The organism is Candidatus Gromoviella agglomerans, assembly GCF_021065005.1.
Taxonomy (GTDB): domain Bacteria; phylum Pseudomonadota; class Alphaproteobacteria; order CAJXXZ01.
This window is the reverse complement of sequence record NZ_CP069247.1, coordinates 62906-87580: the sequence shown is the minus strand read 5'-3', so window position 1 is coordinate 87580 and position 24675 is coordinate 62906. Positions and strand designations below refer to the sequence as shown.

The 24675-nt window shown below is 30.1% G+C and carries 19 protein-coding genes; 13 read left to right on the top strand and 6 right to left on the bottom strand.

Annotated elements, in window-relative coordinates:
* The first annotated feature begins 104 nt into the window (after positions 1-104).
* The 6 genes from Gromo_RS00345 to Gromo_RS00320 all read left to right on the top strand — a co-directional run bounded on the left by Gromo_RS00345 (position 105) and on the right by Gromo_RS00320 (position 5965).
* Complete coding sequence (locus tag Gromo_RS00345) at positions 105-992, top strand: ABC transporter substrate-binding protein (protein WP_231158989.1); 888 nt, start codon at positions 105-107, stop codon at positions 990-992.
* A 130-nt stretch (positions 993-1122) separates the two neighbouring features.
* Positions 1123-1773, top strand: a complete 651-nt coding sequence (locus Gromo_RS00340; protein WP_231158988.1) for an amino acid ABC transporter permease — start codon at positions 1123-1125, stop codon at positions 1771-1773.
* Positions 1761-2753 carry an ATP-binding cassette domain-containing protein gene (locus Gromo_RS00335; protein WP_231158986.1) on the top strand — a complete coding sequence of 331 codons (993 nt, stop codon included), beginning with the start codon at positions 1761-1763 and terminating at the stop codon, positions 2751-2753. The genes Gromo_RS00340 and Gromo_RS00335 overlap by 13 nt, the downstream gene beginning before the upstream one ends.
* Positions 2740-4080, top strand: a complete 1341-nt coding sequence (locus Gromo_RS00330) for a M23 family metallopeptidase (protein ID WP_231158985.1) — start codon at positions 2740-2742, stop codon at positions 4078-4080. The genes Gromo_RS00335 and Gromo_RS00330 overlap by 14 nt, the downstream gene beginning before the upstream one ends.
* Positions 4081-4123: 43 nt before the next feature.
* Positions 4124-5353 (top strand): MFS transporter, encoded by a 1230-nt coding sequence (locus tag Gromo_RS00325; protein WP_231158983.1) that lies wholly within the window; start codon positions 4124-4126, stop codon positions 5351-5353.
* Between the two features lie 21 nt (positions 5354-5374).
* On the top strand, positions 5375-5965 hold the full coding sequence (locus tag Gromo_RS00320; protein ID WP_231158982.1) for a phospholipase D-like domain-containing protein: 591 nt from the start codon (positions 5375-5377) through the stop codon (positions 5963-5965).
* Positions 5966-6149: 184 nt separating this feature from the next.
* Here the strand turns inward: Gromo_RS00320 and obgE are convergent, their stop codons facing one another.
* The 3 genes from obgE to Gromo_RS00305 form a co-directional block, all read right to left on the bottom strand.
* A complete protein-coding gene (gene obgE, locus Gromo_RS00315; RefSeq protein WP_231158981.1) occupies positions 6150-7313 on the bottom strand; it encodes a GTPase ObgE in 1164 nt (387 codons plus the stop codon).
* Positions 7314-7367: 54 nt separating this feature from the next.
* Positions 7368-7931 carry a Maf family protein gene (locus tag Gromo_RS00310; protein ID WP_231158980.1) on the bottom strand — a complete coding sequence of 188 codons (564 nt, stop codon included), beginning with the start codon at positions 7929-7931 and terminating at the stop codon, positions 7368-7370.
* Between the two features lie 81 nt (positions 7932-8012).
* Positions 8013-9530, bottom strand: a complete 1518-nt coding sequence (locus Gromo_RS00305; RefSeq protein WP_231158979.1) for a ribonuclease E/G — start codon at positions 9528-9530, stop codon at positions 8013-8015.
* A 212-nt stretch (positions 9531-9742) separates the two neighbouring features.
* Between Gromo_RS00305 and Gromo_RS00300 the strand changes: the two genes are divergently transcribed.
* Positions 9743-11788, top strand: coding sequence for a hypothetical protein (locus Gromo_RS00300; RefSeq protein WP_231158978.1), 2046 nt, complete (start codon positions 9743-9745; stop codon positions 11786-11788).
* A 73-nt stretch (positions 11789-11861) separates the two neighbouring features.
* Positions 11862-14537 (top strand): dihydrolipoyl dehydrogenase family protein, encoded by a 2676-nt coding sequence (locus Gromo_RS00295; protein WP_231158977.1) that lies wholly within the window; start codon positions 11862-11864, stop codon positions 14535-14537.
* Positions 14538-14912: 375 nt separating this feature from the next.
* Here Gromo_RS00295 and Gromo_RS00290 read toward each other — a convergent pair whose 3' ends face one another.
* The gene (locus Gromo_RS00290) at positions 14913-16343 is read right to left on the bottom strand and encodes an NAD(P)(+) transhydrogenase (Re/Si-specific) subunit beta (RefSeq protein ID WP_231158976.1); all 1431 of its coding nucleotides are present in this window, start codon (positions 16341-16343) and stop codon (positions 14913-14915) included.
* 161 nt (positions 16344-16504) lie between these two features.
* Between Gromo_RS00290 and Gromo_RS00285 the strand changes: the two genes are divergently transcribed.
* Entirely contained in the window at positions 16505-18001 is a 1497-nt protein-coding gene (locus Gromo_RS00285) for a methionine--tRNA ligase (protein ID WP_231158975.1), read from the top strand.
* A gap of 41 nt (positions 18002-18042) precedes the next feature.
* Here the strand turns inward: Gromo_RS00285 and Gromo_RS00280 are convergent, their stop codons facing one another.
* Positions 18043-18288: an ATP synthase subunit epsilon domain-containing protein gene (locus tag Gromo_RS00280; protein WP_231158973.1), complete on the bottom strand. Its 246-nt coding sequence runs from the start codon at positions 18286-18288 to the stop codon at positions 18043-18045.
* A gap of 255 nt (positions 18289-18543) precedes the next feature.
* Here Gromo_RS00280 and dut point away from each other — a divergent pair, with 255 nt between their 5' ends.
* Both dut and dapA read left to right on the top strand, forming a co-directional pair.
* Positions 18544-18987 carry a dUTP diphosphatase gene (gene dut / locus Gromo_RS00275; RefSeq protein ID WP_231158972.1) on the top strand — a complete coding sequence of 148 codons (444 nt, stop codon included), beginning with the start codon at positions 18544-18546 and terminating at the stop codon, positions 18985-18987.
* A 341-nt stretch (positions 18988-19328) separates the two neighbouring features.
* Positions 19329-20177 (top strand): 4-hydroxy-tetrahydrodipicolinate synthase, encoded by an 849-nt coding sequence (dapA, locus tag Gromo_RS00270; RefSeq protein WP_231158971.1) that lies wholly within the window; start codon positions 19329-19331, stop codon positions 20175-20177.
* Between the two features lie 757 nt (positions 20178-20934).
* Here dapA and map read toward each other — a convergent pair.
* On the bottom strand, positions 20935-21711 hold the full coding sequence (gene map / locus Gromo_RS00265; RefSeq protein WP_231158967.1) for a type I methionyl aminopeptidase: 777 nt from the start codon (positions 21709-21711) through the stop codon (positions 20935-20937).
* 275 nt (positions 21712-21986) lie between these two features.
* On the opposite strand from map, the gene Gromo_RS00260 reads away from it, so the two are divergent.
* Entirely contained in the window at positions 21987-22799 is an 813-nt protein-coding gene (locus tag Gromo_RS00260) for a F0F1 ATP synthase subunit gamma (RefSeq protein ID WP_231158966.1), read from the top strand.
* A gap of 33 nt (positions 22800-22832) precedes the next feature.
* Entirely contained in the window at positions 22833-24251 is a 1419-nt protein-coding gene (gene atpD, locus Gromo_RS00255; RefSeq protein ID WP_231158965.1) for a F0F1 ATP synthase subunit beta, read from the top strand.
* The last annotated feature ends 424 nt before the right edge of the window (positions 24252-24675 follow it).

Sequence of the window (24675 nt, the reverse complement as noted above, 5' to 3'; positions counted from 1 at the left end):
TTATTGTAAAGAAGTTTTAGAAAAATTCATTTGATCTCACTTGAGATTTATTGTTATTTATCTTAGTTTATGTGTATAATTTGTCAAATTATTATTGTTTTTTTATGTTTATTGCAAATAGAGCATTTTTATTAATTTTTTCTCTATTTATATCGTTCTTCTTGAATGGATGTGAAAAAAAATCAGAAAATAGCAATAATGCAACTGATGCCAGCGTATCAAAATTAAAAATTTTAGTTCTTCCAGATAATCCACCATTTTTGTACATAGATGTGAATGGGAAAATAAAAGGATTTGAAAAGAAAATCATCGATTTAATAGAAGAGTTTATGAATGTGGATATTGAAATTATTCCAGTAAGTGATTTTTCTTCTCTCATTGCTGGCATAATATCAAAAACCGGAGACATGGCAATGTCTGCTATCTCAATAACAGAAGAACGGAAAAAAAGTATCATTTTTTCAGTTCCATACCATAAATCATCAATAGGGCTGATTTATAGAAAATCCTCTAACCAAAAAAGATTGGGAGTCCAAGCTGGAACTTATATGGCAATCTTTGCAGAAAAACTAAAAAATAAAGATGCAAAATGCAAAGTGTTTTTGTATAACGATATACTATCCTTATTTGCAGCTCTATCTTCAAATGCGGTAGATGCTATATATTTGGATTACGAGGTTGCATTTTCGTATATCTCCAAATTAAATGATGAAATTCGAACAAAATATGGATTAGTTATGATTGATGGAAGCAATGACCCTGAAACTGAAATGCATTACGCAATAATATTTAATAAGGAAAATCAAGATTTATGTGAAAAAATAAATTCATTGATTAAATTGCAAAAAGATAAAATAGAAGAAAATATGAAAAAATATCTATCATCAATAGATTTGAGTGAACTTTACTCAAATGAAGATATTTCCTCAATGAAAAATGAAGCAAAAAGCAAGGGATTTTTGATAAATTATGATAACATCGAAAGTAATTAATAGTTAATATTTAAATAATTATTTTGTTTAAATATTATCTTACAACAATAGATTTTTATTGTTAATTAATGTATCTTGATAATACAACCAATTGATGGTAGTATTGTTCTTGAATTTGATATAAAGGCAAATGTTTTTGCATTTTGAAAGGGTATACAATTCAATTCCTTTTATACTTTCTGGCATTCCAGTGACTTTACTTTATTCTGGACTTTCTTTTTGCTTTGGGCTGATTTTAGGAATATTTTTGTGCTTTATCAGATTATTTGACATTGCATTTTTGAACAAGATTGTATCATTTTATGTGTCAATTTTCAGAGGAACTCCGCTCGTACTTCAATTAGGCATAATATTCTTTGGAATAAGGCCAGTTTTACCATTTGAGATGAGTATATTTCAATCTGGAATATTGTGTTTTTCACTTAATTCTTCCGCATACATAAGTGAAATTTTACATGGAGGATTCTTGTCTATACCTTTAAGTCAATTTGAAGCTTGCAAAGCACTAAATATTGGAAAATTTTTGATGTTTCGAGACATTCTTTTACCTCAAGCATTAAAAATTTGCATTCTTTCGCTAATGAATGAGGTGGTAGATTTAGTAAAAGAATCGGCTATTATATCTACAATTTCTGAGATGGACGTGATGAAAAGGGCTTACATTGTTGCATCTGAAAATTATCTGTATTTTGAACCTCTAATTATCGCAGGTTGCATCTATTACTGTTTGGTTATATCATTGTCGAATATCATAAAAAGAGTGGTAAAATGTTACGCATAGAAGGATTATCTTATTCTATTAATGGGACCAGAATATTACACGGAATCACAGAAGTTGCTTCTTTATCTGATTCTCCTATAGTGATATTAGGCCCTTCTGGATCTGGTAAGTCAACTTTCTTAAAATGCGTTAGTTATTTGCAAAAGCCAACTGAGGGAAAAATTTTTTTGGACAACATTGAACTAAATGATCAATATATTCGTAATATTAGACACAAAATAGGATTTGTATTTCAGGATTTTGGACTTTTTCCTCATATGAATGTTATGGAAAATGTATGTTATACTCCACAAAAGGTATATAAACAAAATTGTTATTCAAAAGCTAAAGAATTGCTTGCAAAAATGTCTATTGAGCATAGATCAAATTCTTTTCCTGATTCACTGTCCGGTGGAGAGAAACAAAAAGTTGCAATCATTCGTTCTATGATTTTAAATCCTACAATTTTGTTTTTTGATGAACCTACTTCAGCTTTAGATGAAAAATCAACGGAATCTCTAATAGACATTATAAAAATGATGGATAATGTTTTGGTGATTATAGTGACTCACGACAAATCTTTTGCAAAATCGGTAGCAAAAAAAGTATGGGAATTTCGTGATGGGAATATAGATAGTCAGTATATTAATCATCTTAATGATTATCAAGTCTTCAATAATGATTCGTTAAAAAAGAAAAAACAAATGAATGAATCAAACAAATTGATAAAATCTCCTGAGTATAAAGCTTTTTCTGATACAATTTGTAGACCTTTAATAGAAATTATTAAAAATGTCATTATTTCTTTTATTTTTTTATCTACAGGTTTTGAAAGAAATTTGATTATAATTGTATTGTTTTTTATATTAGCTCAATTTAGCATGATTATTATGGAGAATAAAATATCATTATTATCCAAAGCCAATAAATTTGTAGATGTTTTTATCAAATTGAGACATTTTTTCAAAAATTCTAAAGGAGCATTAAATGCAAATGATTAAAGAGTATATATTGAAGTACAAACTTCATTTGTCTTCATTTCTAGCATTTTTTCTCTCTTCATGCTTAATGTTTTATACATACGATGGACCAGTAAACGTTCATGAAGATTTATTCGCAGAGAATGCTGCAATATCAAATTCACAAACATGTTTGGATCTAATTTCGTTGCGAAAAGAAGAGTCTATTTCTTCTATAAATGAACCAAAATATAAAAAACCTATCATCTCAAAAAAAATTCTGTCCAAAAGCGAAAATTCTACTCATAAATATAAAATATCATCTTTCACTGCATCAATTAAAGGACTAGAGAATGAATTGGCAAAATTTTTCAAACAAAATATTGCATTACCACAGTGGTTAATTTCAAATTTGGCTTCATCAAAAGATTATTCAATAGCGAATTGCCATTGTTGCAATAAATTCGTAATATTTATTAATGGAGCTGATTACTCAGTTCACGTAAAATCATCAAATGGCAGTAAATATCCTTACATTTTTGAAAAAAGGAAATTGGCTAGGAATTTTTACTTAAGATCCATTGAAGTAAACGGAAATTTCATACAAAGTTGCAGAAAAATAGGATTGTCTCATGGAGAATCTATTAATTTAGTTAGAGTTTTGAGAGGTTTATTCAACATAAAATCTATTGATGGGAGTAAAATAACAGGGAAATTAGCACTATATTGCACTTCATATGCAGATGGAGATATTAAATTTGAAAATAAATCATTCCCATTTTTGGTCCAATTCACATCAAATGAAAAAGTTATTTCACTCTACTCATATAACAATAGTATGAGCAAGTGCACATTTTATGACAAATACGGAAAATGCATAGTCTTTGAAGGATTGGTTGCGCCTATGAAAAATTTTAGAATAAATTCACTGTTCGGATACAGAATTCACCCAGTATATGGAGTCAGAAAATTTCACGCAGGAATAGATTTGCAGTCATCAACTGGATCTGAAATTTTATCGATGGGATACGGAACAGTAGTAAAAAAGGGGTTTATTGGAGGATTTGGCAATTGCGTATTCATCAAAGATCACAGATCTGGAAAGGTATTTAGATACGCACATCTGCAATCTTTTGCCAATAACATATTTGAAGGAGGAGTTGTGGATATGAATCAGCCAATAGGGATTATGGGTAAAACTGGAACAGCAAGTGGACCACATTTGCACCTCGAAATTCGCAATGGACAGATAGCTGAAAATCCTTTATCAATATTAAACGAGCTATCTCAAGCTTTAAAAGGGACAAGCTTTCGGGATTTTAAGCTTATGTTGAGTGAATTGAGGATTTACAATGATAATTGTAGATAATTTTATATTTCTTTGATATAATCGTGTTTTGTTTTCTTGAAATATGATAACTTGGGTAATTTGGGCTTGTTCATCAATATTTTATAGTACTCAGCTAATTTTAAGAATTTTGCCAAACATACTCTTAGATGATTTGTGCTCGAATTTTTCTTTGAGTGCTCACGAAATCGGGTTATTGGCATCTTCTTATTATGTAGCTTACGCCATAACTCAATTACCTGTCGGAATTTTAACAGACAGATTTCAGATTACATCTATATTGTTATATTCAATATCTACATGCATTGTTGGAAGTCTTGTATTCTTACACTCTCAAAACTTATTTTGTGCCTATATTGGTCGTTTTTTGAGCGGATTTGGAGCTGGATTTGCTTTAATATCATCTGTAAAATCTGCACTAAATTTAAATATCAAACAAAAATACATATCCTTAATTGTAGGTTCAATCTTTGGAGTAGCTATGTTATTCCTTTCAATTATATTAAGAGTAGGTGCAAGATATATTCAAATATTAGGATGGAAAACTGTTGTGCTATATGTAATATATTTATTATCTACAATATTAATTGTAATATTTTTTATTAAATTTTTCCAAAAATCAGATAAGTTAAGAAATAAATCAATATCATTTCTTGATCTGAAGTGCAAGTTTTTTCAGCTATTTGAAAATAAAATTTTGTACATGTTTGTAGCTTTCGGATTCATGACATACGCTCCAATATCCTGCTTCGGAGATTTATGGGGAGTCAAATTTATACATTCTGTATTAGGATTTGATCATTCGGAATCAGTTTTACTTTGCATGATGTTTTACATTGGAATTGCAGTTGGATCAATTTTGCTCCCATATTTATCAAATTTTGCAGAAAAAATATCAATCATGATCTTGAGTCAAATAATATTATTTTTATTATTCTTATGCTTAATATTAATTTTCAATGAATCAACAGGAAAATTGATTACACAATTAACTTTATTTTTAATCGGAATTTGCGTATCATCCACCATTATTCCATATAGCATCTTATCACAAATATATGTAAGTACATCATCAGGAATTGTAAGCTCTGTCTACAATTTGAGTTGTATTATGAGCGGAGTTGCGCTTCAACCAACGATAGGATTTTTGATCAATAATTTTACTCAAAACTATGAATTTTGCCTCGCAATTAGACTGAGCTTCATAGTGTTTTGCATTTTATCAAGCTCATCTGTTATATTATCAATATTTATTAAAAAGCAACTAAAATCAATACTAAAGTGTTATAATTAAAGATGTATTTTGATATTCATCATGAAAAAATTTTTAAATAAACATAAAAAAGAAGGTATAAGTTCTTTAATATCTGGATCTCTTGTCGCTCTTTACTTTTTGTACTCAGATAATACTGAAAAAGTCAAAGATTTTGGCATTTTACAAAATGAAATATCAGTATTCTTTGCTCCACAAGACAAATGCACTCAATCAATCATAAAAGAAATAGCAAATGCCAGATTCAGCATAAAAATTCAAGCATATTCATTTACAGCAGAAGCAATATGGAGGGCAATCGTTGAAAGAAAAGAAGCAGGAATTGACGTTGAAATAATTCTAGATCATGGGCAAGAAACGGCTCATCACTCCTTATATAAAACAGTAATCGAATACAAAAAAATTCCATTGTATATTGATACACCTGGAAGTAGCAAAAAGCAATTAGCTCATAACAAGGTAATAATAATTGATGATAAAATCGTCATCACTGGTAGTTTCAATTTTTCAAAAAATGCAGAAAATAATGCGGAAAATTTGCTAATAATAAGAGATGAAAAAATTGCAAAGTTATATAAAGATAATTGGGAGTACAGAAAATCCCTATCGAAAAATGCAAACCAAGATAGTTAAAATTTCCGAAAATCATATAAATCGCCTATCACTCATTTTGCATAAATTCAAATCGCAGCATAATGTAAGAAAAATAGCTTTAAAAAATTAGATAATTATCCATACCACAAAATATACAGAGATAATTTCATAAAATATCAATCAAATAAGTCATAAATCAAATATATAAATACATCATCAGCATTTACTTCAAAATCGAGTATATCTCATGTAAAATATCATGCATTTTCCAATTCATTTTTGCTGAGCAGATAAATATCTTCGGAATCTTTATATCAAAAATACATTCTTTTTCTCTATCATCAAGAAGTGAATCATAATCACTATTTTCAGTATCATCATATATATCAAATTCCTGATCTATATCCCAATCATTTAGTACAATTTTCTGTTGTTGAGGAGACTCATCAAGAGAACTTATGATATCTTGTATAATTGATAAATACTTTTGTTCAAATAACTCTATTTCTTTCATTTTATTTTTTAAATTTTCATCATCAATCAAATCTGATTTATTTAAAACTATAATTTCTAGTTTATTAGCTAAATTTTTATTATATTGCAGTAACTCATTTTTAATAATTTTATAATTATTAGATATATCTTCGGATATATTTATCACATGCAATAAAATCGAACACCTCTGAATATGACGCAAGAACTCAATTCCAAGACCTTTCCCTAAGTGAGCATGCTCAATCATGCCAGGTATATCAGCAAAAACAATATCCTTTTCATATATTTTGGCAACTCCCAAATTAGGAGTAATCGTGGTAAAAGGATAATCCGCAATTTTAGGCCTTGCTTCTGATATAATCGACAATATCGTTGATTTTCCTGCATTTGGCATGCCGATAATTCCAACATTTGCTATGAGTTTTAATTGCAAAATTAATGATAATTCTTCACCAGAAACTCCTTTTCCAAATTCTCTTGGAGCACGATTAGTTGAACTTTTAAAACGCACATTGCCTTGACCACCTTTACCTCCTGAAGCTAATTTATGCATCTGACCATGATATATCATGTCACAAATAAGAGAATTCGTCTGAGCATCGTATATTTCTGTACCTATTGGAATTTTTATGTAGATATCCGCCCCAGATTTACCAGTTTTATTTCGACCCAAACCGTTCTCTCCATCTTCAGCTGTAATATGCTGCTTGTGATGGTATTCTATAAGAGAATTTACATCCTTTACTCCAATCGCATATACACTGCCTCCATCACCTCCGTCACCGCCATCGGGCCCTCCGAATTCAACAAATTTCTCTCTTCGAAAACTTGCAGATCCATTTCCTCCACTTCCTGCTTTTACAAAAATTTTAGCTTGATCGATAAATTTCATATTATTAGTGTTTTTTTACTAGGTTATATTTAGATGAGATTTAAGTCAAACAAATCATATCTCATCACAATGATGCTCATCAATAATCCTTTGGACATGAGATGATATTCTCTTTACAGGCAAACCAAATCCGTTTCCGCTTGAACGTATAAATTCAACAAACGGACTAAATTCTGGGCTAATAGTCAACCCATTGTCTTGTGAGTTGTTTTTTATAATATCAGTTTCTTTATCAGATAGACGTTTTACTTTTACAATCGTATAACAATCATCAAACCATGTATTATATTCATATTTTACGATCGAAGATGTGTATATTCTATGCCTTCTACCTGATAATTTTGGCAAAATTTCATGAGAATAGTCCAAGATTCTTGTTCCCAATATTATCTTAATACATGAATATATAATAATTTCACCGTTTATGTTCTCATTTATCATACTCAAAACATGATTTTGCATTAATTGTTTTATCAAATCTGTTCTTTTTTGAGATAATTGAATATCATTAGCACTTTGCACAAAGATATCAATATTTTTATATGGAAATCTTGCGTTCATGGACAATAACAAGTTATTTCCTACAATTTTTGAATTGCAAATTAGGCGAATATTCATAGCACAAGATCTATTTTCATTATTGTCATAAAATAAAACAATTTTGTCCACTCGTACTAAAGAACTGAATTTGTATTTGTTCTAATGAATTTTGGATGCTACATTCTTTATTTTACTAAAAATTCCTTGTATGAGCGTCTTAGGCTTGTTCTTTTTTATAAAAATTCCGATATCATTTACTAACTGTATACTGATACTTAGGTTATATTTACGTTTTATGTCATCTAAAAAATTATGATCATTTATCAATACATTTAATGTTAAGAGACTAGATGATATGAACTTTGATTCATCAATTTCCAAATTATTTGCAACAAACAAAGTCTCTCTAATAAGTTCTAATGCAGAGCTTTCTGAAGATTTCTTATAACCAGAACCATTGCACTCATCACATTGCTCTAATGTTAACTCGGCTAATGAATTTCCAACTCTTTCTCTTGATATACATATGATGTTCAATTCTTCAACATGGTATATATCAACATTGCGATCATCATGTTCCATACTTTTTTCCAGAATTTTTTTGATATTTTGAGTTTGTTTAGTTCTATTTATATCTATAAAATCTATAATAATTATTCCTGATAAATTTCTGCAAATTATCTGCTTGCCAATTTCATTAGCTGCTTCTTCGTTGATTTGAGAAGCGCTATTTATATTTGATTTATAAGAATTGACATCAATTGTCACACATGTATGAGTAATTTGAATGATTATTTTCACTCCAGAAGATGTTATGACATTTTGAGAATAAAAAGTCTCAATATCCTTGTGCACTAAATATTTTTCAAAAATATCACTTTCAATTCTTTCGATTGGAGGGCAATAAGATTTCAAATAATCTTCAATTTCTTTTTTTATTGTTTTATATCTAGATTTATCAGCTTGTATAATAATCTTTGAAGTTTCATTTTTACAATAATCACGCATGCAAGTTTTAATGATATTTGACTCTTCATACAATATTTTTGGCTCAATTTTGCTAAAATCATCTTTGCAAGCACTCACCATGCGATGAACTTCATTTTTTATACTTTCCCAAGTGTTTCTGACATTTTTGTAATCATCTAGAATCTCCTGAATTTGAGCATTTACCGCAGTGGTGCGAACAATTATTCCATAGTCTTTTTTCTCATTTTGAAATAGAGTTTTTATTTTTTCCCTTGCAACATTACCTTTAATTTTTTTAGAAATTCCAAATAAATTGGGATTTTGTGGCATCAATATGCAATATTTACTTGAGATTGAAATATTACCAGATAAATGAGCTCCTTTCTCTTCTCTAGGCTCTTTTTGCACTTGCACAATAACAAAATCTCCAACAACCATCTTTGTATTTTTTTGCAAAACATACGCATTTTTTATATCAGTTAAGCGCATTAGACCATGCTTTTTTAAACCAAAATCTAGAAAAATAGCATTTATTTTTTGATTTATTTGCTTGACTCTGGCTAGATATATATTTCCATTAAGAGAATGTTTATAATTGTTATCAACAAAAAATCTCAGAACATTATTTTCATTATTTTTTATTAAAATTTTAGTTTCATTTTCAATTAATGCATCTATCAAAATTTCTTGATCTTTATTGATATTCATTTCTTTTGATTATACGATGAGCATATGATATATTTTTCAAGTAATATATCTAGTGTAAATTAAAATTTATATTGCGAATATATGATATTGGTTACAAAAACATTTATAAGATATCATCATTTTATACTTATTTGAGGGAAAAATGTTTATTTAAGCTTGCATGCTTTGTTTCTCTTTGATATATTGAACACAGTTAATCGTTATTTTTTAATATGAAAAGAACTAAACTTCTTTCTATTTTGTCTTTGATGGCATTGGGAATTTGCAATGTTAGCCCAGAATCAAATACTCCTCGTTCTCTAGGTATTTTTGAATCATATTTCTCCACTGATAGTGAAGAGAGGACTGATTCAGTAAAAAAATCATCCCTTGAACCAATATATGTAATTACTGATCCTAATAATGCACAATCACTTGACGCGATAAGGAAAAATAAACGTACTAGGGATTTGAAGTTTGGTTCGTATTCTGTTGGAGAAATTTTGGATATCATGCCAATACATGCAGTAAAAAATGCATTGAGTGCATATAAACAGGGAAAAAGAGACAAAGACGTATCTAAATATTTTGGGCATTTTCGTGATTTCGATGTTATCTTTTCAGATAAGAATGCTCATTTATTGAATTCCCTTGTCGACACAATGTTTGATACAGACAAAAAGGGTCCTCTATCGATTCAATCGATGCTTGATACGATATTTATTCACTATACCACAACAAAAGATAAAGCATTGGCAGATAAAAAAGCTACTTATGAAGTATTTCGTTTTCTTCAGTCTCATGGTTATGCGGATTATTTAGGAGAAAACTTTGTTAATCAATATGCGCAAGATATAGACAACTTAATGAATCGCGATTTGCAAAATATTCTTAAGAATAATTTTAACAGATTGTATGCAGATTTTGGTCAATATTTACAGAGTAAGGTAGAAAAACGTCCATACGAAAAATTAATTAGATTTATTGCTGACTATTGTTCCCCTGGAGATCAAATTTTGCGGTCGTTTCTCTTGGTATTAATGACATATTATCCTTCGGAAGGTAATGCATTAATGTTGTCTTCACAGCCTGGTTTTTTACTAGACTATCAAGGGATGGACAATGATGATCAAGAAGATCAATTTATACAATTACAAAAATTTGTCAGGGTTATTTATAATTCTAAAGGAATATTCAATGTTATTGAAAAAAATGGAAAGGGTAAATTTGAAGAATCCTTGAATGATTTTTCTCAATTTTTGTCTTTAATTGTTGAAGCAAATGGACAGCTTTTGCCAGATGAAGTGGTGTTTGTATACGCTTGGAACCAGTATCAAAAATACGGACTTGACTTTATTGATAAAATTAATTCTGATTCAGATGATTTTGAAAAAATTTCTTTGAGATATATTTTTCCATCGCAACAAGCAGACGATAGTAAAGTCCCATGCCTTTATCAGAAAGAAGCGTTCTTCTTTTCGCCTTACATTTCTAGATTTTCTATCAAAAACATTGATGGATCTGAGATTAATAAGGATCAATTTGAGACTATATTAAAACTGGGTCAAATCAAATCTACTCAGAAGGTAAAGATAGGCAATATGGGTATTTCTTCAAATGCAAGAAAAATGCTTTCAGATATTTTGGCAAAAATTGGATCAGGACTTGACATAAATGACTTTTCTGATAGGATCAGGAAATTATTTGAGCAGGTTGTACTTGACTTTGATAAGTCACCTAAAGGGTCTAAGAATATGGATCAAGCAAAATTAGCTAAGAGAGTGGATCAAGCAAAATTAGCGTCATTAACCAAATTTAATAAATTTCGTTCAGCTTTTCAAGCTCTTTTGAAAAAACTTAATATGAGCTTAATGGTTGGCCAAACAGAATTTAATTTGAATTTGGAAGCATTTGATTTGGGTCGTACATTTGATTATAAGAAGCAAGATAACTTGACTTATATTTTGCAATCTTTGTCGTTGTATGCTTATACTGCAGGATCTCAGGAATTGATTAACGAGATATCAAAGGTACAGTCTGATAAAACAAAGATTAGCATTAGCGGTCTTTTGCAAATTTGTACAGTAGCTCTTGGTAGAGATGCTTCTATATTTGATTTAAATCTTATTATTAATCAGATATTAACTGTATTTGATGGAGATCAAATAAAGTTTATACCAAATAATAAATTTTTGCTTAGCTCTGTTGTAAAATCTATTAAAGATAGAACAATGTTGAATGTGTTTTATCCATGTTCTCTTCCATATGCAAGCAAATAATTGTATCTTAACTTCTTGTTGGGATTGAATTGCAACTTGACTGATGGTACATTATCACGAATGTTGATTTTTGATGAAAATGAAAGTTACGATAATCGGAGGTGGGCCTGGAGGTTATGCTGCTGCAATAAAAGCTGGACAACTTGGTTATGAAGTAATATTGATCGAGTCCAATAATTTGGGTGGGGTTTGCTTGAATTGGGGATGTATTCCCAGTAAGTCTTTGCTAAAGAGCGCTGAATTATTTATGTCTTTGTCTCATGCAAAGGATTTTGGAATTTTACTCAACAATTGTGGTATAGATGTATCTGAAGTGTTTCAACGATCGCGCAATATTGTGAATAAACTTAATGCTGGTATTAATTTGTTGATGAAAAAAAATAATGTCAAGGTAATTAATGGATTTGGTACTTTGCATGGAAAATTGTGTGAAAGTTGCCTAACAATGTTACATAATAAATCTAGTATCTTGGAACAAAAATCTCACAGAATAAATTCATTTTTTGAAGTTGAAACTTCTCAAGATTTAAAAAATGTAAACTTGCCTAATGATTCTAATAACACAACTCTAATGAGCAATAATATTTCTAATGAAGTACAAACTTATTCAGAAACAGATCTGAATTGGAAGAATTTTCAAGATAAAAATGAAATTCAGATACAAAATCAAAATATTTCTCTAATTGATAAATTAACAGGTGATGAAAAATTAATTAAACAGCAATCTAAAATTGATGAACATTTTACTCCAGTAAAAAGTGCAGAACATAATTTTGATTATGAGAGTAAAAATTTATATGTAGATCAAGAGAATTTAACAAAAAATCAAGAATATATAAACAATTTATTTTCAAACGATAACAAAAATTTATCACAGCAAAATTTGGGAAAGGATGAGCATTTTGATATAAATCATGAATATCAGAGTTTTTATCATTCACAGAATTGTCATAGAGATCATGATATTGATTATAAAAACCTTAATGAAATTAAATTTGATCAGATTGATAACATTAATTCGAAGTATTTTAATAATTTTAGCACCGAATTTTCCTACAAAATTCCATCTCAAACAGTAAATTTTGAACCTTGTTTGAATGACAATCTATTTAAGAGCGAGAAATTTTCTGCAAAATCTCCAACACTTGATAATGAGATTGAAAATATTGTCAATATAAATCATTGTCGAAATACTAGTGGTGATAAATCTATAAAGTGGAGTCATTTACTTCGTAGTAATGACACTGATTCAAGTATAGTTTCAGCAAAAATGATGAATATATCTCAGACTAGTAGCAGTGATAAACAAAATATTTGTATAAAAAATGAAAACGTAGAGAAAGTTGAACATGATACCAATGTGCAAAATTTGAGATTAGACAAAATTAACAATTTTAATGATATTTTAGAAAAAAACGTTCAAAATAGGCACACTAGTGCAAATCTTGAAGAAAAAGTAAATATGCAAATTCAGCAATTGTCTGAAGAGCGAAATTGTAATATAAATGCGAGTTTTAGTAATGTTTCATCACATAATTCAAAAAATTCTTGCAGATTATGTAAAAGTAATCTCAATATCAAAAATGTAGTTAAAGTTGAAGAAGATTTTTACTCATCTGATTATGTTATAGTTGCAACTGGCTCTCACGCTAGAGAATTAAATCCAAAACACTTTGATCATTTTGATGAGAGTATGATTTGGCTACCAAAAGACGCACTATCAAATAAATCTCATATTGAAGATTTGGTCATAATCGGAGGAGGGGCAATTGGCCTCGAATTTGCAAGTTTTTTCAATGCCATTGGCACAAAAGTTACAGTCATTGAAATGCAAGATTCCATTCTACCATCAGCAGATAAGGAAATATCAAAATTATCCAAAAAATACTTTGAATCACACGGAATAAAAATTTTAACCGGAATGTCAGTAAAGAGCATACACAACGGCCATGTTATTATTTCTAATGGTGAAAAAATTCAAGCAAGTAAGGTATTAGTATCAATCGGTGTTATTCCAAATACTTCAAATATCGGAATAGAAAACACGAATATTATACTTAATAACAAATTCATTCATGTGAAAAATAATTATGAAACTGATGATGACAATATTTTTGCAATCGGTGATGTAATAGGAATTCCATGTCTCGCCCACAAAGCTACGCACGATGCGATTCATTGTGTTAATCAAATTCATGAACTAGTTACTTTAGGAAATAAAAATTCAAGCATATTTTTGCTCGAACAATTAGTGCATATTAACAGATGCAGGTTCAGCAAAAGATATGATAGAGCAAAGACATTTGACTCTCTATGGCAAAAAGTTAACTTTGATAAATGCAAAAATACTACAAAAGATGTAGATTCCACGAGTAACACAAGTAATAATTTGATCCCCATGTGCGTTTATACATTCCCTCAAATAGCATATGTTGGCATGACAGAAGAAGAAGCTGGTCCTGATGTCAAAATTGGTAAATTCAATTTATCAGCAAACGGAAAATCAATGTGCATAGGAGAAAACGATGGTATGGTAAAAGTTATCATAGACAAAGAAAGTGAGTGCATAGTTGGAGCTCATATGATCGGAGCTGAAGTAACTGAAATGATCACAACATTTACTATAGCAATTCAGTTTCGTATTAAAGCAAGTGATTTTTTAAAGGTAATTTTCCCTCATCCAACTATATCTGAGAGCATATTTGAAGCAACATTTTCAGCAAATTATGGTCGTGGAATGCATTCTTGATTACAGAATTGTTGTGGTAAGACAAGTCTCCGCATGACTCAGAAAAAGATCGATGATAGTTTCCAAAAACTGTTTGTGAAGAAAAAAGGATTTGCAAAATATGCGGTTGAGTTTTAGAATAAACTGGTGCAATATAGGCCATTTCGTATTTAATCACGCTACTATACCCCATATATTTTGAATTTTCAAAACAATCATAAATAATTTCAATTAATACTGATGATTTTTTAATTGGTGATTCTGATGTATATTTTGACTTTTAATTTTAATTAATCTCTCACAATATTACTCACACCACCAACGTATCAGTTGTGTACAAAAAGATTTCAAATGGAGTAAAGTCTTACAGATACATAATCTAATCAATAGTGAGCTTCAAAATTCATTCATTCCAGATAAAATATCTTCGCAAATCTTTTTCGCTTCTCCTAGAACGATTCTTGCATTTGGTGCGTAAAACGAAGGATTATCTATTCCAGCATATCCATGAGACATGGATCGCTTTATTATGAATGTCTCTTGCGCATTTTCAACATCAAAGACTTGCATACCATATAGAGGAGAATATTTATCATTTTTTGCTGATGAGTTTATTATATCATTAGCTCCAACTACCAAAATTGTTGCAATAGAAATAGAAGCATTTACTTCATTTAATCCTTTAATCAAAGAATAATCGATATTAGCATCCGCAAGTAGTACATCCATATGACCTGGCATTCTTCCAGCGACAGGATGAACTCCAACCCATACTTCTATATTTTTTTGTTTAAGAACCATCATTATAGACTTTATCACATGCTGACTACGAGAAATAGACATTCCATAACCAGGAATTATCACTACAAGGGATGAATTCATGAGTGAAAAAGCAACATCATTTGGACTTGCCATTTTTACAGGTTTATCAAGACTATTTGAAAGTGTATCTTTTGCATAATGATTAAATATAACACCAAGAATAGATTTATTCATTGACTTACACATAAAATGACTTAGCATTGCACCTGATACTCCAACTATAATCCCAGTTGTGATCAGAGTATTGTTGCATATCACAAATCCCAAACACATAGCAGACCATCCAGAGTAAGAATTAAGAATAGAGATTGCAATCGCCATATCTGAACCTCCAATAAAGGTTATGCTAGTGATTCCTAATAAAATTGATAAAATAGATATCACGTATAGTACCATCATACTCTGATGGCATAAAATCACTGAAGATAAAATCAATACAATTGACAAGATAATAGCATTAAATAAATTTACTCTTTTGATATTTATAAATTTTGACAAAATGTTTGTGAGAATATTATTATTTTGTAATTTAAGAAAAGCACTGATCGATCCACTAAAAGTAATAGATCCAATGAATATGCCAAAAATCGCATCAAATTCAATTGTTTTGCCAATATTTACTCTGTGTATGCAAAAATTAAAATCTGTCATCATCGCACACAATCCTACTAAACTATGAAGGAGAGCCATGATTTCAGGAAGTAATTCCATTTGTACCTTACTCGTCGATTGGTAACCGATAAATGATCCTACTAACATTGTAATAATGATTCCAACTATTCTAGATAAATGATGAGATTCAACTAAATATGTATTAAAAATACTTATCAGAAATGAAGCAATTGATATCAATATACCAGTAATTCCAACTAAAACTGCGTATTTCAGATACTTATAGTAATTCATCACATGTAAAGAAGATATTATCAATATAATTCCAACATCTTCAAGAAATTTTGTTGATAATAAACCAAGTTGCATTGTATCTATTATTGAAGAACTCATTTGAATGAATATTCATAATACTCCGATTGTGCATCAAAAATCCTAATCCGTAAAGAAGTGTCTAAGCTGTTGCTTCCTGCAAGTGATATATTTATCTAACAACAAAACATATTTTAAACAAAACGATTCTGTTGTATATTAGGAATTGATGTATTATTACCATGAAAATGGATTCGATTTTCTCAAATAAATACCATTTAAATGTTACATCCCCTATATTTTATGTGAATGCTGACCCGCATATGGGTCATGCATATACGATTATTGCTTGTGATGTGTACGCTAGGTATTGGAGAGAAAATGGACTTAAAGTTTTGATGTGCACAGGAACTGATGAACATGGACAAAAAGTTCAAAAATCTGCAGAAAGCAAAAACATTAATCCAAAAGATTACGTTGATGAAATTTCTCAAAAATTCAAAGAATTGTGCTGTCTTATTCATGCAGATGATTATGTTTTTATTAGAACAACTGAACCTAGACACATAAAAGCAGCGATCAGTCTATGGAATAAATTATATGATAAAGGTCATATATATAAGGGAGAATATTCTGGATGGTATTCTGAACGAGATGAAACATTTTTTGATGAAAAAGAACTTGTAGATGGAAATGCTCCAACTGGTGCTCCTGTTCAATTCATAAAGGAGGATTGTTATTTTCTACGATTATCAGCATTTCAGGATAGATTACTGCATTTCCTTGAATCTAACTCGAATTTTGTAAAACCTTCAACGAGATACAACGAAGTTGTTTCCTTTGTTAAGTCCGGGCTGAGAGATCTTGCAATTTCAAGATCAAGAATTTCTTGGGGTATTCCTGTACCAAATGATAACAATCACGTAATGTATGTGTGGATTGACGCTCTGTGCAATTACATTACTTGCTTGAATTATCCTGATTTATCATCGATTGATCTTATGCAAAAAACAGATCATGTGGTCGGAAAAGATATTCTGATTTTTCATGCCGTATACTGGCCAATAATACTTATGGGAGCAGATTTACCTTTGCCAAGAAGGATAATAGCACATGGATGGTGGAAGATCAATGAACAAAAAATGTCGAAATCTCTGAGAAATGTCGTTACAGCAAATGATCTTATTGATAAATATGGCATTGATCAGACTCGATTCTATCTCTTGCGGGATGTACCTTTTGGCGAAGATGGAAGTTTTAGCTTTGAATCTATCGCTAATCGGATTAACGCTGATCTAGTAAATAATTTCGGTAACTTGATTCATAGAACGGTATCTTTTTGCAAATCAAATAAAATTGAATTAATTTGCAAGGATGAGAAATGGAATTTTTTAAATTCTGATCTAGATCTTATGCATTTTTGTCAAGATTCTATGAATAACTATATTAATAATTATGAATTTCATAAGTACTTAGATTATGTAATGACAAAAAGTAAACAAGCAAACCAATTTATTGACAAAATGAAACCATGGGAAAGGATAAAAAGTGAAAATGCATATGAAGTTATGAAAATAATATGGATATTACTATCGGTAATAACTTCGATACAGCGATCCTTGCTCCCATTCATGCCATTAAAACTAAATGAACTAAAAAAGCAAATAATACAAAATGATGATAATTCATTTAGCATAGGTGAATCTTTCATTCTGTTCTCTCGAATAGATTGTAAATGATTGATGATATTGATTAAAATAAATATATTCAATTTTTTTTGTTATATTCTAGTAATTATCTCACAATTATTGTTCAAAAAACTCAAAATACCATCTGAGAGATACAAATTCTCAACTCTATCTTCAAACACAAGAAACAACTCTCCTTCTAGAATTTTAGCAACCACATTGCTATGTCCGGGAGTAATACAAATTCTACCCTCCTCAGTAATAATGTAAATCTTCTGCACATTTTGTATGCGTTTTACTGCATTAAGACTTGATATTGTAAGATTAATATTTTTCATTTATTAAAAATATACATCGTGTAACTAATTATTGTTTATATAACTTAGGAGTACGTAAATCAATAGATATATAAAATTTATCTTATTTTCTCTTAGAGATCATCTGTTTTGTATACAATTTTACTAAAATTTAGTACCTTATTTATAAAATATATCCAAAAGCTTTTAAAGTTTTTTGAATGAATCACATTAAAATTAAGTTTATTTTTATAAACAATTCTGCTACAGTTTAGATAATACTTCGATAATTTTTTGATGTTATTGCAAGTTTTTAAATTTCCTCATGCTATTGCACTTCCAACTTATGCTACACAGTACAGTAGCGGGCTTGATCTTTATGCTTCTGTTAACGACAACGTAATACTGTTACCTATGCAAAGATGTATTATTCCAACAGGAGTAGGAATAATTTTACCTATTACAGAAGATGACGATATGTATGAAGCTCAAATACGTCCTAGATCTGGAATCGCAATTAAACACGGAGTTACGGTCTTGAATAGTCCAGGAACTATTGACTCGGACTATCATGATGAAATAAAAGTGATATTAATAAATTTAGGTGAAGAGCCTTTTATTATAAAAAGTGGAATGAGAATCGCTCAGATGGTAGTCTGCAAGAATATCAAAATTGAAATGAAAGAAATATTCGAAATAAATTCTCAAAATCGAAAAGGTTTCGGCTCAACTGGAATATGATAATTTCTCATTCGTGAATTTTGAGACACAATTATTTGGTAAAATAAACACTTAAAATCTTGTGTTAGTGAAAAATTACTTCCTTAAAAAATACTGAAATACTATACAATAGCTATATATATTCATTTCACAGTTTTGATGATTTATCAAAATGATCTGATTTTTTGAAAATTTTTATAATAGCAACACAAAAAAAATAATTGAATGAAATGCCACTTAGCCGTAATCAATCAAAAGCAATAATTTAAAATTAATGCAAATATTATAATCTATTTACTATAAATACTTGTAATAATCACTCATTCGAATTATATTTAACTGCATTTGAGTTGGACATTTTTATGCGTCTAATAACTGCATTGATTACTCCTTTTATTAACGATAATGAAATTTGTCCATCAATAGATTATGAATCTACATCTAAGATTTTGAAAGAGCAATTTGACAGTGGAGTAAGAGATATATTGGTAATGGGATCTACAGGAGAGGGTAGTGCTCTGTTATTTAGCGAAAGAAAAGAATTTCTATCATTTGTCATAAATAAATCTCGAGAATATGAAAAGCAGAATAAAGTAAATTTAAATGTAATTGCATGTGTAAATGCAAATGTAACTTCAATCGCAATAGAACAAGCTAAGGACGCAAAAACATGTGGAGCAAATCAGATAATGATTACTTCACCTTGTTACAATAAACCTACAGAAATTGGACTTTACAAGCATTTTTCATTCATTGCAAGCCAAATTGATTTGCCAATTATATTGTACAACGTGCCATCACGAACATCTATTAACATACCTATTCATATGATAAAGCAATTGTTCGATGAAAATAGCAATATTATCGGAATCAAAGATGCAACCAGTGATATTAGCAGAATTCATGAAATACTTTTCTTGTTTCGAGAAAAAGTCTTTGCTGGAGATGATGAATCGATATTAACTTTTGGATTTGAAGGAGCAGGAGGGATCATTTCAGTTATATCGAATCTTTTGATAAGAGAAATGTTGCAAATATGCTCGGCAATTCAAGAACATGACACTAAAAAAGCAATTGATGAATATAGAAAAATATATAAAATTATCAGTAATACATCTAAAATTACAAATCCTATTGGAATAAAGACCGAAATGTCGAAAAAGTATTCATACATAAAAAATTGTATGCGGTTACCTCTTTGTGCTGATTAATTACAATGTTTTACCGTCATTTGATATGTGTTCTTTCTGTTGATAAATACAGTGCAGATCGATAATAGTTCGTATTGTGAATTAAAAAGTGATTGAAGGAAGAATGAAAATCTTATACAAAATTCCGTGGTTCTTAAAGAATAGAGTTTTTACTGAGAAATTTAAATCACAACTTGCATTTTTAATAATATTTTAATAATACATTAATGTGATGAATAACCTGTAAATTAATATTGACCAACAATAGAATGAATAGTACATGTTCGTCAATCTCAAAATACATTAACAAATCTACATAATCATGATTTTAAAAATATAGTTGGTGAGAACCTTCAAACATCGCAATATAGTTGGTGAGAACCTTCAAACATCGCAATATAGTTGGTGAGAAACCTTCAAACATCGCAATATAGTTGGTGAGAACCTTCAAACATCGCAATATAGTTGGTGAGAAACCTTCAAACATCGCAATATAGTTGGTGAGAACCTTCAAACATCGCAATATAGTTGGTGAGAAACCTTCAAACATCGCAATATAGTTGGTGAGAACCTTCAAACATCGCAATATAGTTGGTGAGAACCTTCAAACATCGCAATATAGTTGGTGAGAACCTTCAAACATCGCAATATAGTTGGTGAGAACCTTCAAACATCGCAATATAGTTGGTGAGAACCTTCAAACATCGCAAATTTCAACAATATCATCAGCTAAATCAAATAATTACTTACTTACCTGTTCATCAAAATATCTATAAATTCATTCAGTAAATATCACAACACTACCATCAAAATTCACTCCTATTGTGTGTTCATATTGAGCTGATAACATACCATCTCTAGTCACAACCGTCCAACCATCTTGAAGAATTTTCACTTCACAAGAACTTTCATTAACCATTGGTTCAATGGTAAAAAACATACCAGGTAATATTTGCACTCCCGTTTTTGGAGTACCAAAGTGCCTTATTTCAGGGAAATCATGAAATTTTCTTCCAATACCGTGGCCGCAAAAATCTCTCACAACAGAGTATCCATTGCTTTCAACGAAAGACTGAATTGCATATCCCAAATCTCCTGTTGTACAGCCTGGTTTAACAGCATCTATTCCGATTTCAAGAGCTCGTTTGGTTATATCCATAATTCTATTCTGTTTCTCATATTTTTGTGCATTTTCATCGCTTAATTCATCTTTAACTAGGACTGTAATACTTGTATCTCCATGCCAACCATCAAGTATAACTGTTACATCTACATTTATAATATCTCCATCCTTTAAAATTGTTTCATCTGGTATTCCATGACATACAACGTGATTGATTGAGGTACATACAGATTTCGGGAATCCTCTATAATTTAGAGGCGCAGGTATTCCTCCATGAGATAAAATGAAATCATGAACAATGCGATTTATTTCGTTTGTAGTAATTCCACATTTTACAGAATTTATAGCATGACATAGAGTTCTTTTTGCTAAGTTTCCTGCTTTTCGCATGGATTCAAAATCACTCTTATCATGTAATACTACTTTCCTCATTGGACTATCGGAATTTTACTAAATATATCAAAAATTTGACATTTAGTCACTCATGATATGATTATTTTTTATGCATGTTTATCTATTATGCAATGCTATCTAGAATTATTAATGAAAATAGCAAAATTTTAATCAAATTTATAAATTTATTATTAATTGATTTATATATTTTTTATAAAAAGTACAAATTTCATATATTTATTATAAATTTTTTTGTTTTTATTACTTTGACATGTATAATAGATCGTATTCTTCGTGTATTTGACACATTAGTCATGAAAATTTCTAATCTAAAGTCAAGATTAAACGTCATAAAATCAATAAACAAGATATCAAATGCAATGAAATCTATTGCAATAGCTAAAATGAAGATTTGCCAATCTGAATTACAAAATACATCAGCATACTATGCTGCTCTAATTGCAGTTTATTCCAAGGTATATGGCAATAAAATTTCTAGTATATACGATATGTCAAAAGTTCTTGAGAATTATGCAATCAATTCTCAAGATTTGATTAAAGTTCTTGTGGTTTTTTCTGCTGATAACGGGTTATGCGGATCATTTTTCTCAAATTGCTTGTCTACATTGGAGAAAATCAATTTCAAAGAGTATGATCGAATTTATATTTTTGGAGAAAAAATGCGTTACATAGATTATGTAAAGGATTTTGTGAAATCTAGCCATGATTTGAATGATGTAATTTCTGAGATTATAGATCTTAATGCAAAAATAACTCTAATTTACAACCGATTTCATTCTGTATCTGTCAGAATTTTCGTAAACGAGACTATTAATACATCATTGATGCAAAAAGATCCTCCAATTAATCGAGCATATTTTAATGATATTTCAAGAGAATGCAACAATTATCTATCTCGAGAGTTGCTATTTACTCATATCAAGTATTCATATATGACAAATGCTGTCAGTGAGCATTCTGCAAGATTTTACCTAATGGATAATGCATCAAATAAAGCGAATGATCTGGAAAGTGAACTTCTAATAGAGTATAATGAGCTTCGTCAATCAAAGATTACAATGGAGTTGTTAGATATAGTATCTGGAACTTACTCTGCAAATGATTGAAGAGTGTATTTTTGTTATTGGAGGTAGAATAGTATGTATGAACAAAATACTGGTGTTGTAGTGAGAATCGCTGGAGGAATTATAGATGTTGAATTTAGTGAAAAATTACCATCAGTATTTTCCTTGTTGAGATTAGAAAATAATGAAATCGACAAAAACCATCGATTTTTTGAGGTTGTTCAGCATATCGGTGGAAGTGTTGTAAGAGCTTTGAGCTTATGCAGTACTGATGGAATTGCAAGGGGAATGAAACTTATAGACTGCGAGAGAAAAATATCTATTCCGGTTGGTAAATCGGTTCTCGGTAGACTCATGAATGTTGTGGGTGATCCAATAGACGATAGAGGTCCCATAAATTCTGAAAAAAGATGGGAAATATATCGAAATCCACCCGATATTACTATGCAATCAACTAATAATGAGATATTACTTACTGGAATAAAGATCATAGACTTGCTTTCTCCATATAAGAAGGGTGGAAAAATAGGATTATTTGGAGGAGCAGGTGTTGGAAAAACTGTTCTAATCACCGAATTAATAAATTGTATGTCAAGAATGTACCACGGATATTCAGTTTTCGTAGGAGTTGGTGAGAGAACAAGAGAAGGAAATGACATATATAATGAAATGATCAACAGCGGAATGATCGATCTAAACGGAAATGAATCAAAAGTTGCTATTTTATGTGGTCAAATGAATGAACCATCTGGGTGTAGAGCTAGAGTTGCTTTAAGCGGACTTACAATTGCTGAGTATTTCAGAGATGAAATGAATGTCGATTGCCTCCTTTTTGTGGATAATATATTTAGGTTTACTCAAGCCAATGCTGAAATTTCCACTCTTTTAGGACGGACTCCATCTGCAGTTGGATATCAGCCTACGTTAGCGAGTGAAATGGGCAAATTTCAGGACAGAATCACATCAACTCATTTAAAGTCCATTACTAGTATTCAAGCAATTTATGTTCCTGCAGATGATTTAACAGATCCAGCTCCAGACGCAACTTTTGCTCATTTGGACGCCACAACAGTGCTGAGTCGAGATATTGCAAAACTTGGAATATATCCCGCAATAGATCCACTTGATTCTACTTCTACAATCTTATCAGAAAGCATAGTTGGTAAAAGACACTTTGAGATTGCAAAGAGAACAAAAGCGATCTTGCAGCATTATAAATCTCTTCAAGATGTTATCGCAATACTTGGAATAGAGGAATTATCTAGTGAAGATAAAATCTCTGTGAAGAGGGCGCGTAAAATTCAAAGGTTTTTCTCTCAACCATTTCAGGCTGCTGAATTTTCCATAGGAATGAAGGGAGTTTCTGTTAGTTTAGAGGACACACTTTGTGGATTTGAGGCTATATTAAATGGAGATTGCGATGATATTCCAGAAGACGCATTCATGATGGTGGGTGGGCTAAAAGAAGTTTTTGAGAAAATTTCAAAGAATTAACTATAACTGTTGTTTTACATAGAAATTTTACTCTTAAATGTTGTCTTTGTTCTGTAAAGGAATGCTTGGTTATATATTTTTATTATGTTTGCTCTCATAATGGAAATTTGATTCAGGAGATGGAAGATATTTAGTCTCGGACACGGATCTATTTCTTCTGAGATAAAGAGAGCACATATACAAAATACATCATCTTTGGTGAAAATTACTAATGATGGTGTAAGATTTGTTGATTTTATGTTAAAATTTACTTGTTACTGTATATTATCATCTAATTTGCAGTCCATAATATAAAATTCTCACAATACTAATCGATCATATGTTAAGTCTTGCATCAAAATGCAACACAAAAGAAAGAGAACGATTAATGAAATGATTTTAGTATCAATTCAATTGAAATATTGTTTAATTTGACAAAACTCTT

Bases quoted from the DNA above. Each gene is read 5' to 3' on its own strand.
- Gromo_RS00345 (WP_231158989.1), top strand. From the start codon at position 105: ATGTTTATTGCAAATAGAGCATTTTTATTAATTTTTTCTCTATTTATA.
- Gromo_RS00340 (WP_231158988.1), top strand. From the start codon at position 1,123: ATGTTTTTGCATTTTGAAAGGGTATACAATTCAATTCCTTTTATACTT.
- Gromo_RS00335 (WP_231158986.1), top strand. From the start codon at position 1,761: ATGTTACGCATAGAAGGATTATCTTATTCTATTAATGGGACCAGAATA.
- Gromo_RS00330 (WP_231158985.1), top strand. From the start codon at position 2,740: ATGCAAATGATTAAAGAGTATATATTGAAGTACAAACTTCATTTGTCT.
- Gromo_RS00325 (WP_231158983.1), top strand. From the start codon at position 4,124: ATGATAACTTGGGTAATTTGGGCTTGTTCATCAATATTTTATAGTACT.
- Gromo_RS00320 (WP_231158982.1), top strand. From the start codon at position 5,375: ATGAAAAAATTTTTAAATAAACATAAAAAAGAAGGTATAAGTTCTTTA.
- obgE (WP_231158981.1), bottom strand. From the start codon at position 7,313: ATGAAATTTATCGATCAAGCTAAAATTTTTGTAAAAGCAGGAAGTGGA.
- Gromo_RS00310 (WP_231158980.1), bottom strand. From the start codon at position 7,931: ATGAATATTCGCCTAATTTGCAATTCAAAAATTGTAGGAAATAACTTG.
- Gromo_RS00305 (WP_231158979.1), bottom strand. From the start codon at position 9,530: ATGAATATCAATAAAGATCAAGAAATTTTGATAGATGCATTAATTGAA.
- Gromo_RS00300 (WP_231158978.1), top strand. From the start codon at position 9,743: ATGAAAAGAACTAAACTTCTTTCTATTTTGTCTTTGATGGCATTGGGA.
- Gromo_RS00295 (WP_231158977.1), top strand. From the start codon at position 11,862: ATGAAAATGAAAGTTACGATAATCGGAGGTGGGCCTGGAGGTTATGCT.
- Gromo_RS00290 (WP_231158976.1), bottom strand. From the start codon at position 16,343: ATGAGTTCTTCAATAATAGATACAATGCAACTTGGTTTATTATCAACA.
- Gromo_RS00285 (WP_231158975.1), top strand. From the start codon at position 16,505: ATGAAAATGGATTCGATTTTCTCAAATAAATACCATTTAAATGTTACA.
- Gromo_RS00280 (WP_231158973.1), bottom strand. From the start codon at position 18,288: ATGAAAAATATTAATCTTACAATATCAAGTCTTAATGCAGTAAAACGC.
- dut (WP_231158972.1), top strand. From the start codon at position 18,544: ATGTTATTGCAAGTTTTTAAATTTCCTCATGCTATTGCACTTCCAACT.
- dapA (WP_231158971.1), top strand. From the start codon at position 19,329: ATGCGTCTAATAACTGCATTGATTACTCCTTTTATTAACGATAATGAA.
- map (WP_231158967.1), bottom strand. From the start codon at position 21,711: ATGAGGAAAGTAGTATTACATGATAAGAGTGATTTTGAATCCATGCGA.
- Gromo_RS00260 (WP_231158966.1), top strand. From the start codon at position 21,987: ATGAAAATTTCTAATCTAAAGTCAAGATTAAACGTCATAAAATCAATA.
- atpD (WP_231158965.1), top strand. From the start codon at position 22,833: ATGTATGAACAAAATACTGGTGTTGTAGTGAGAATCGCTGGAGGAATT.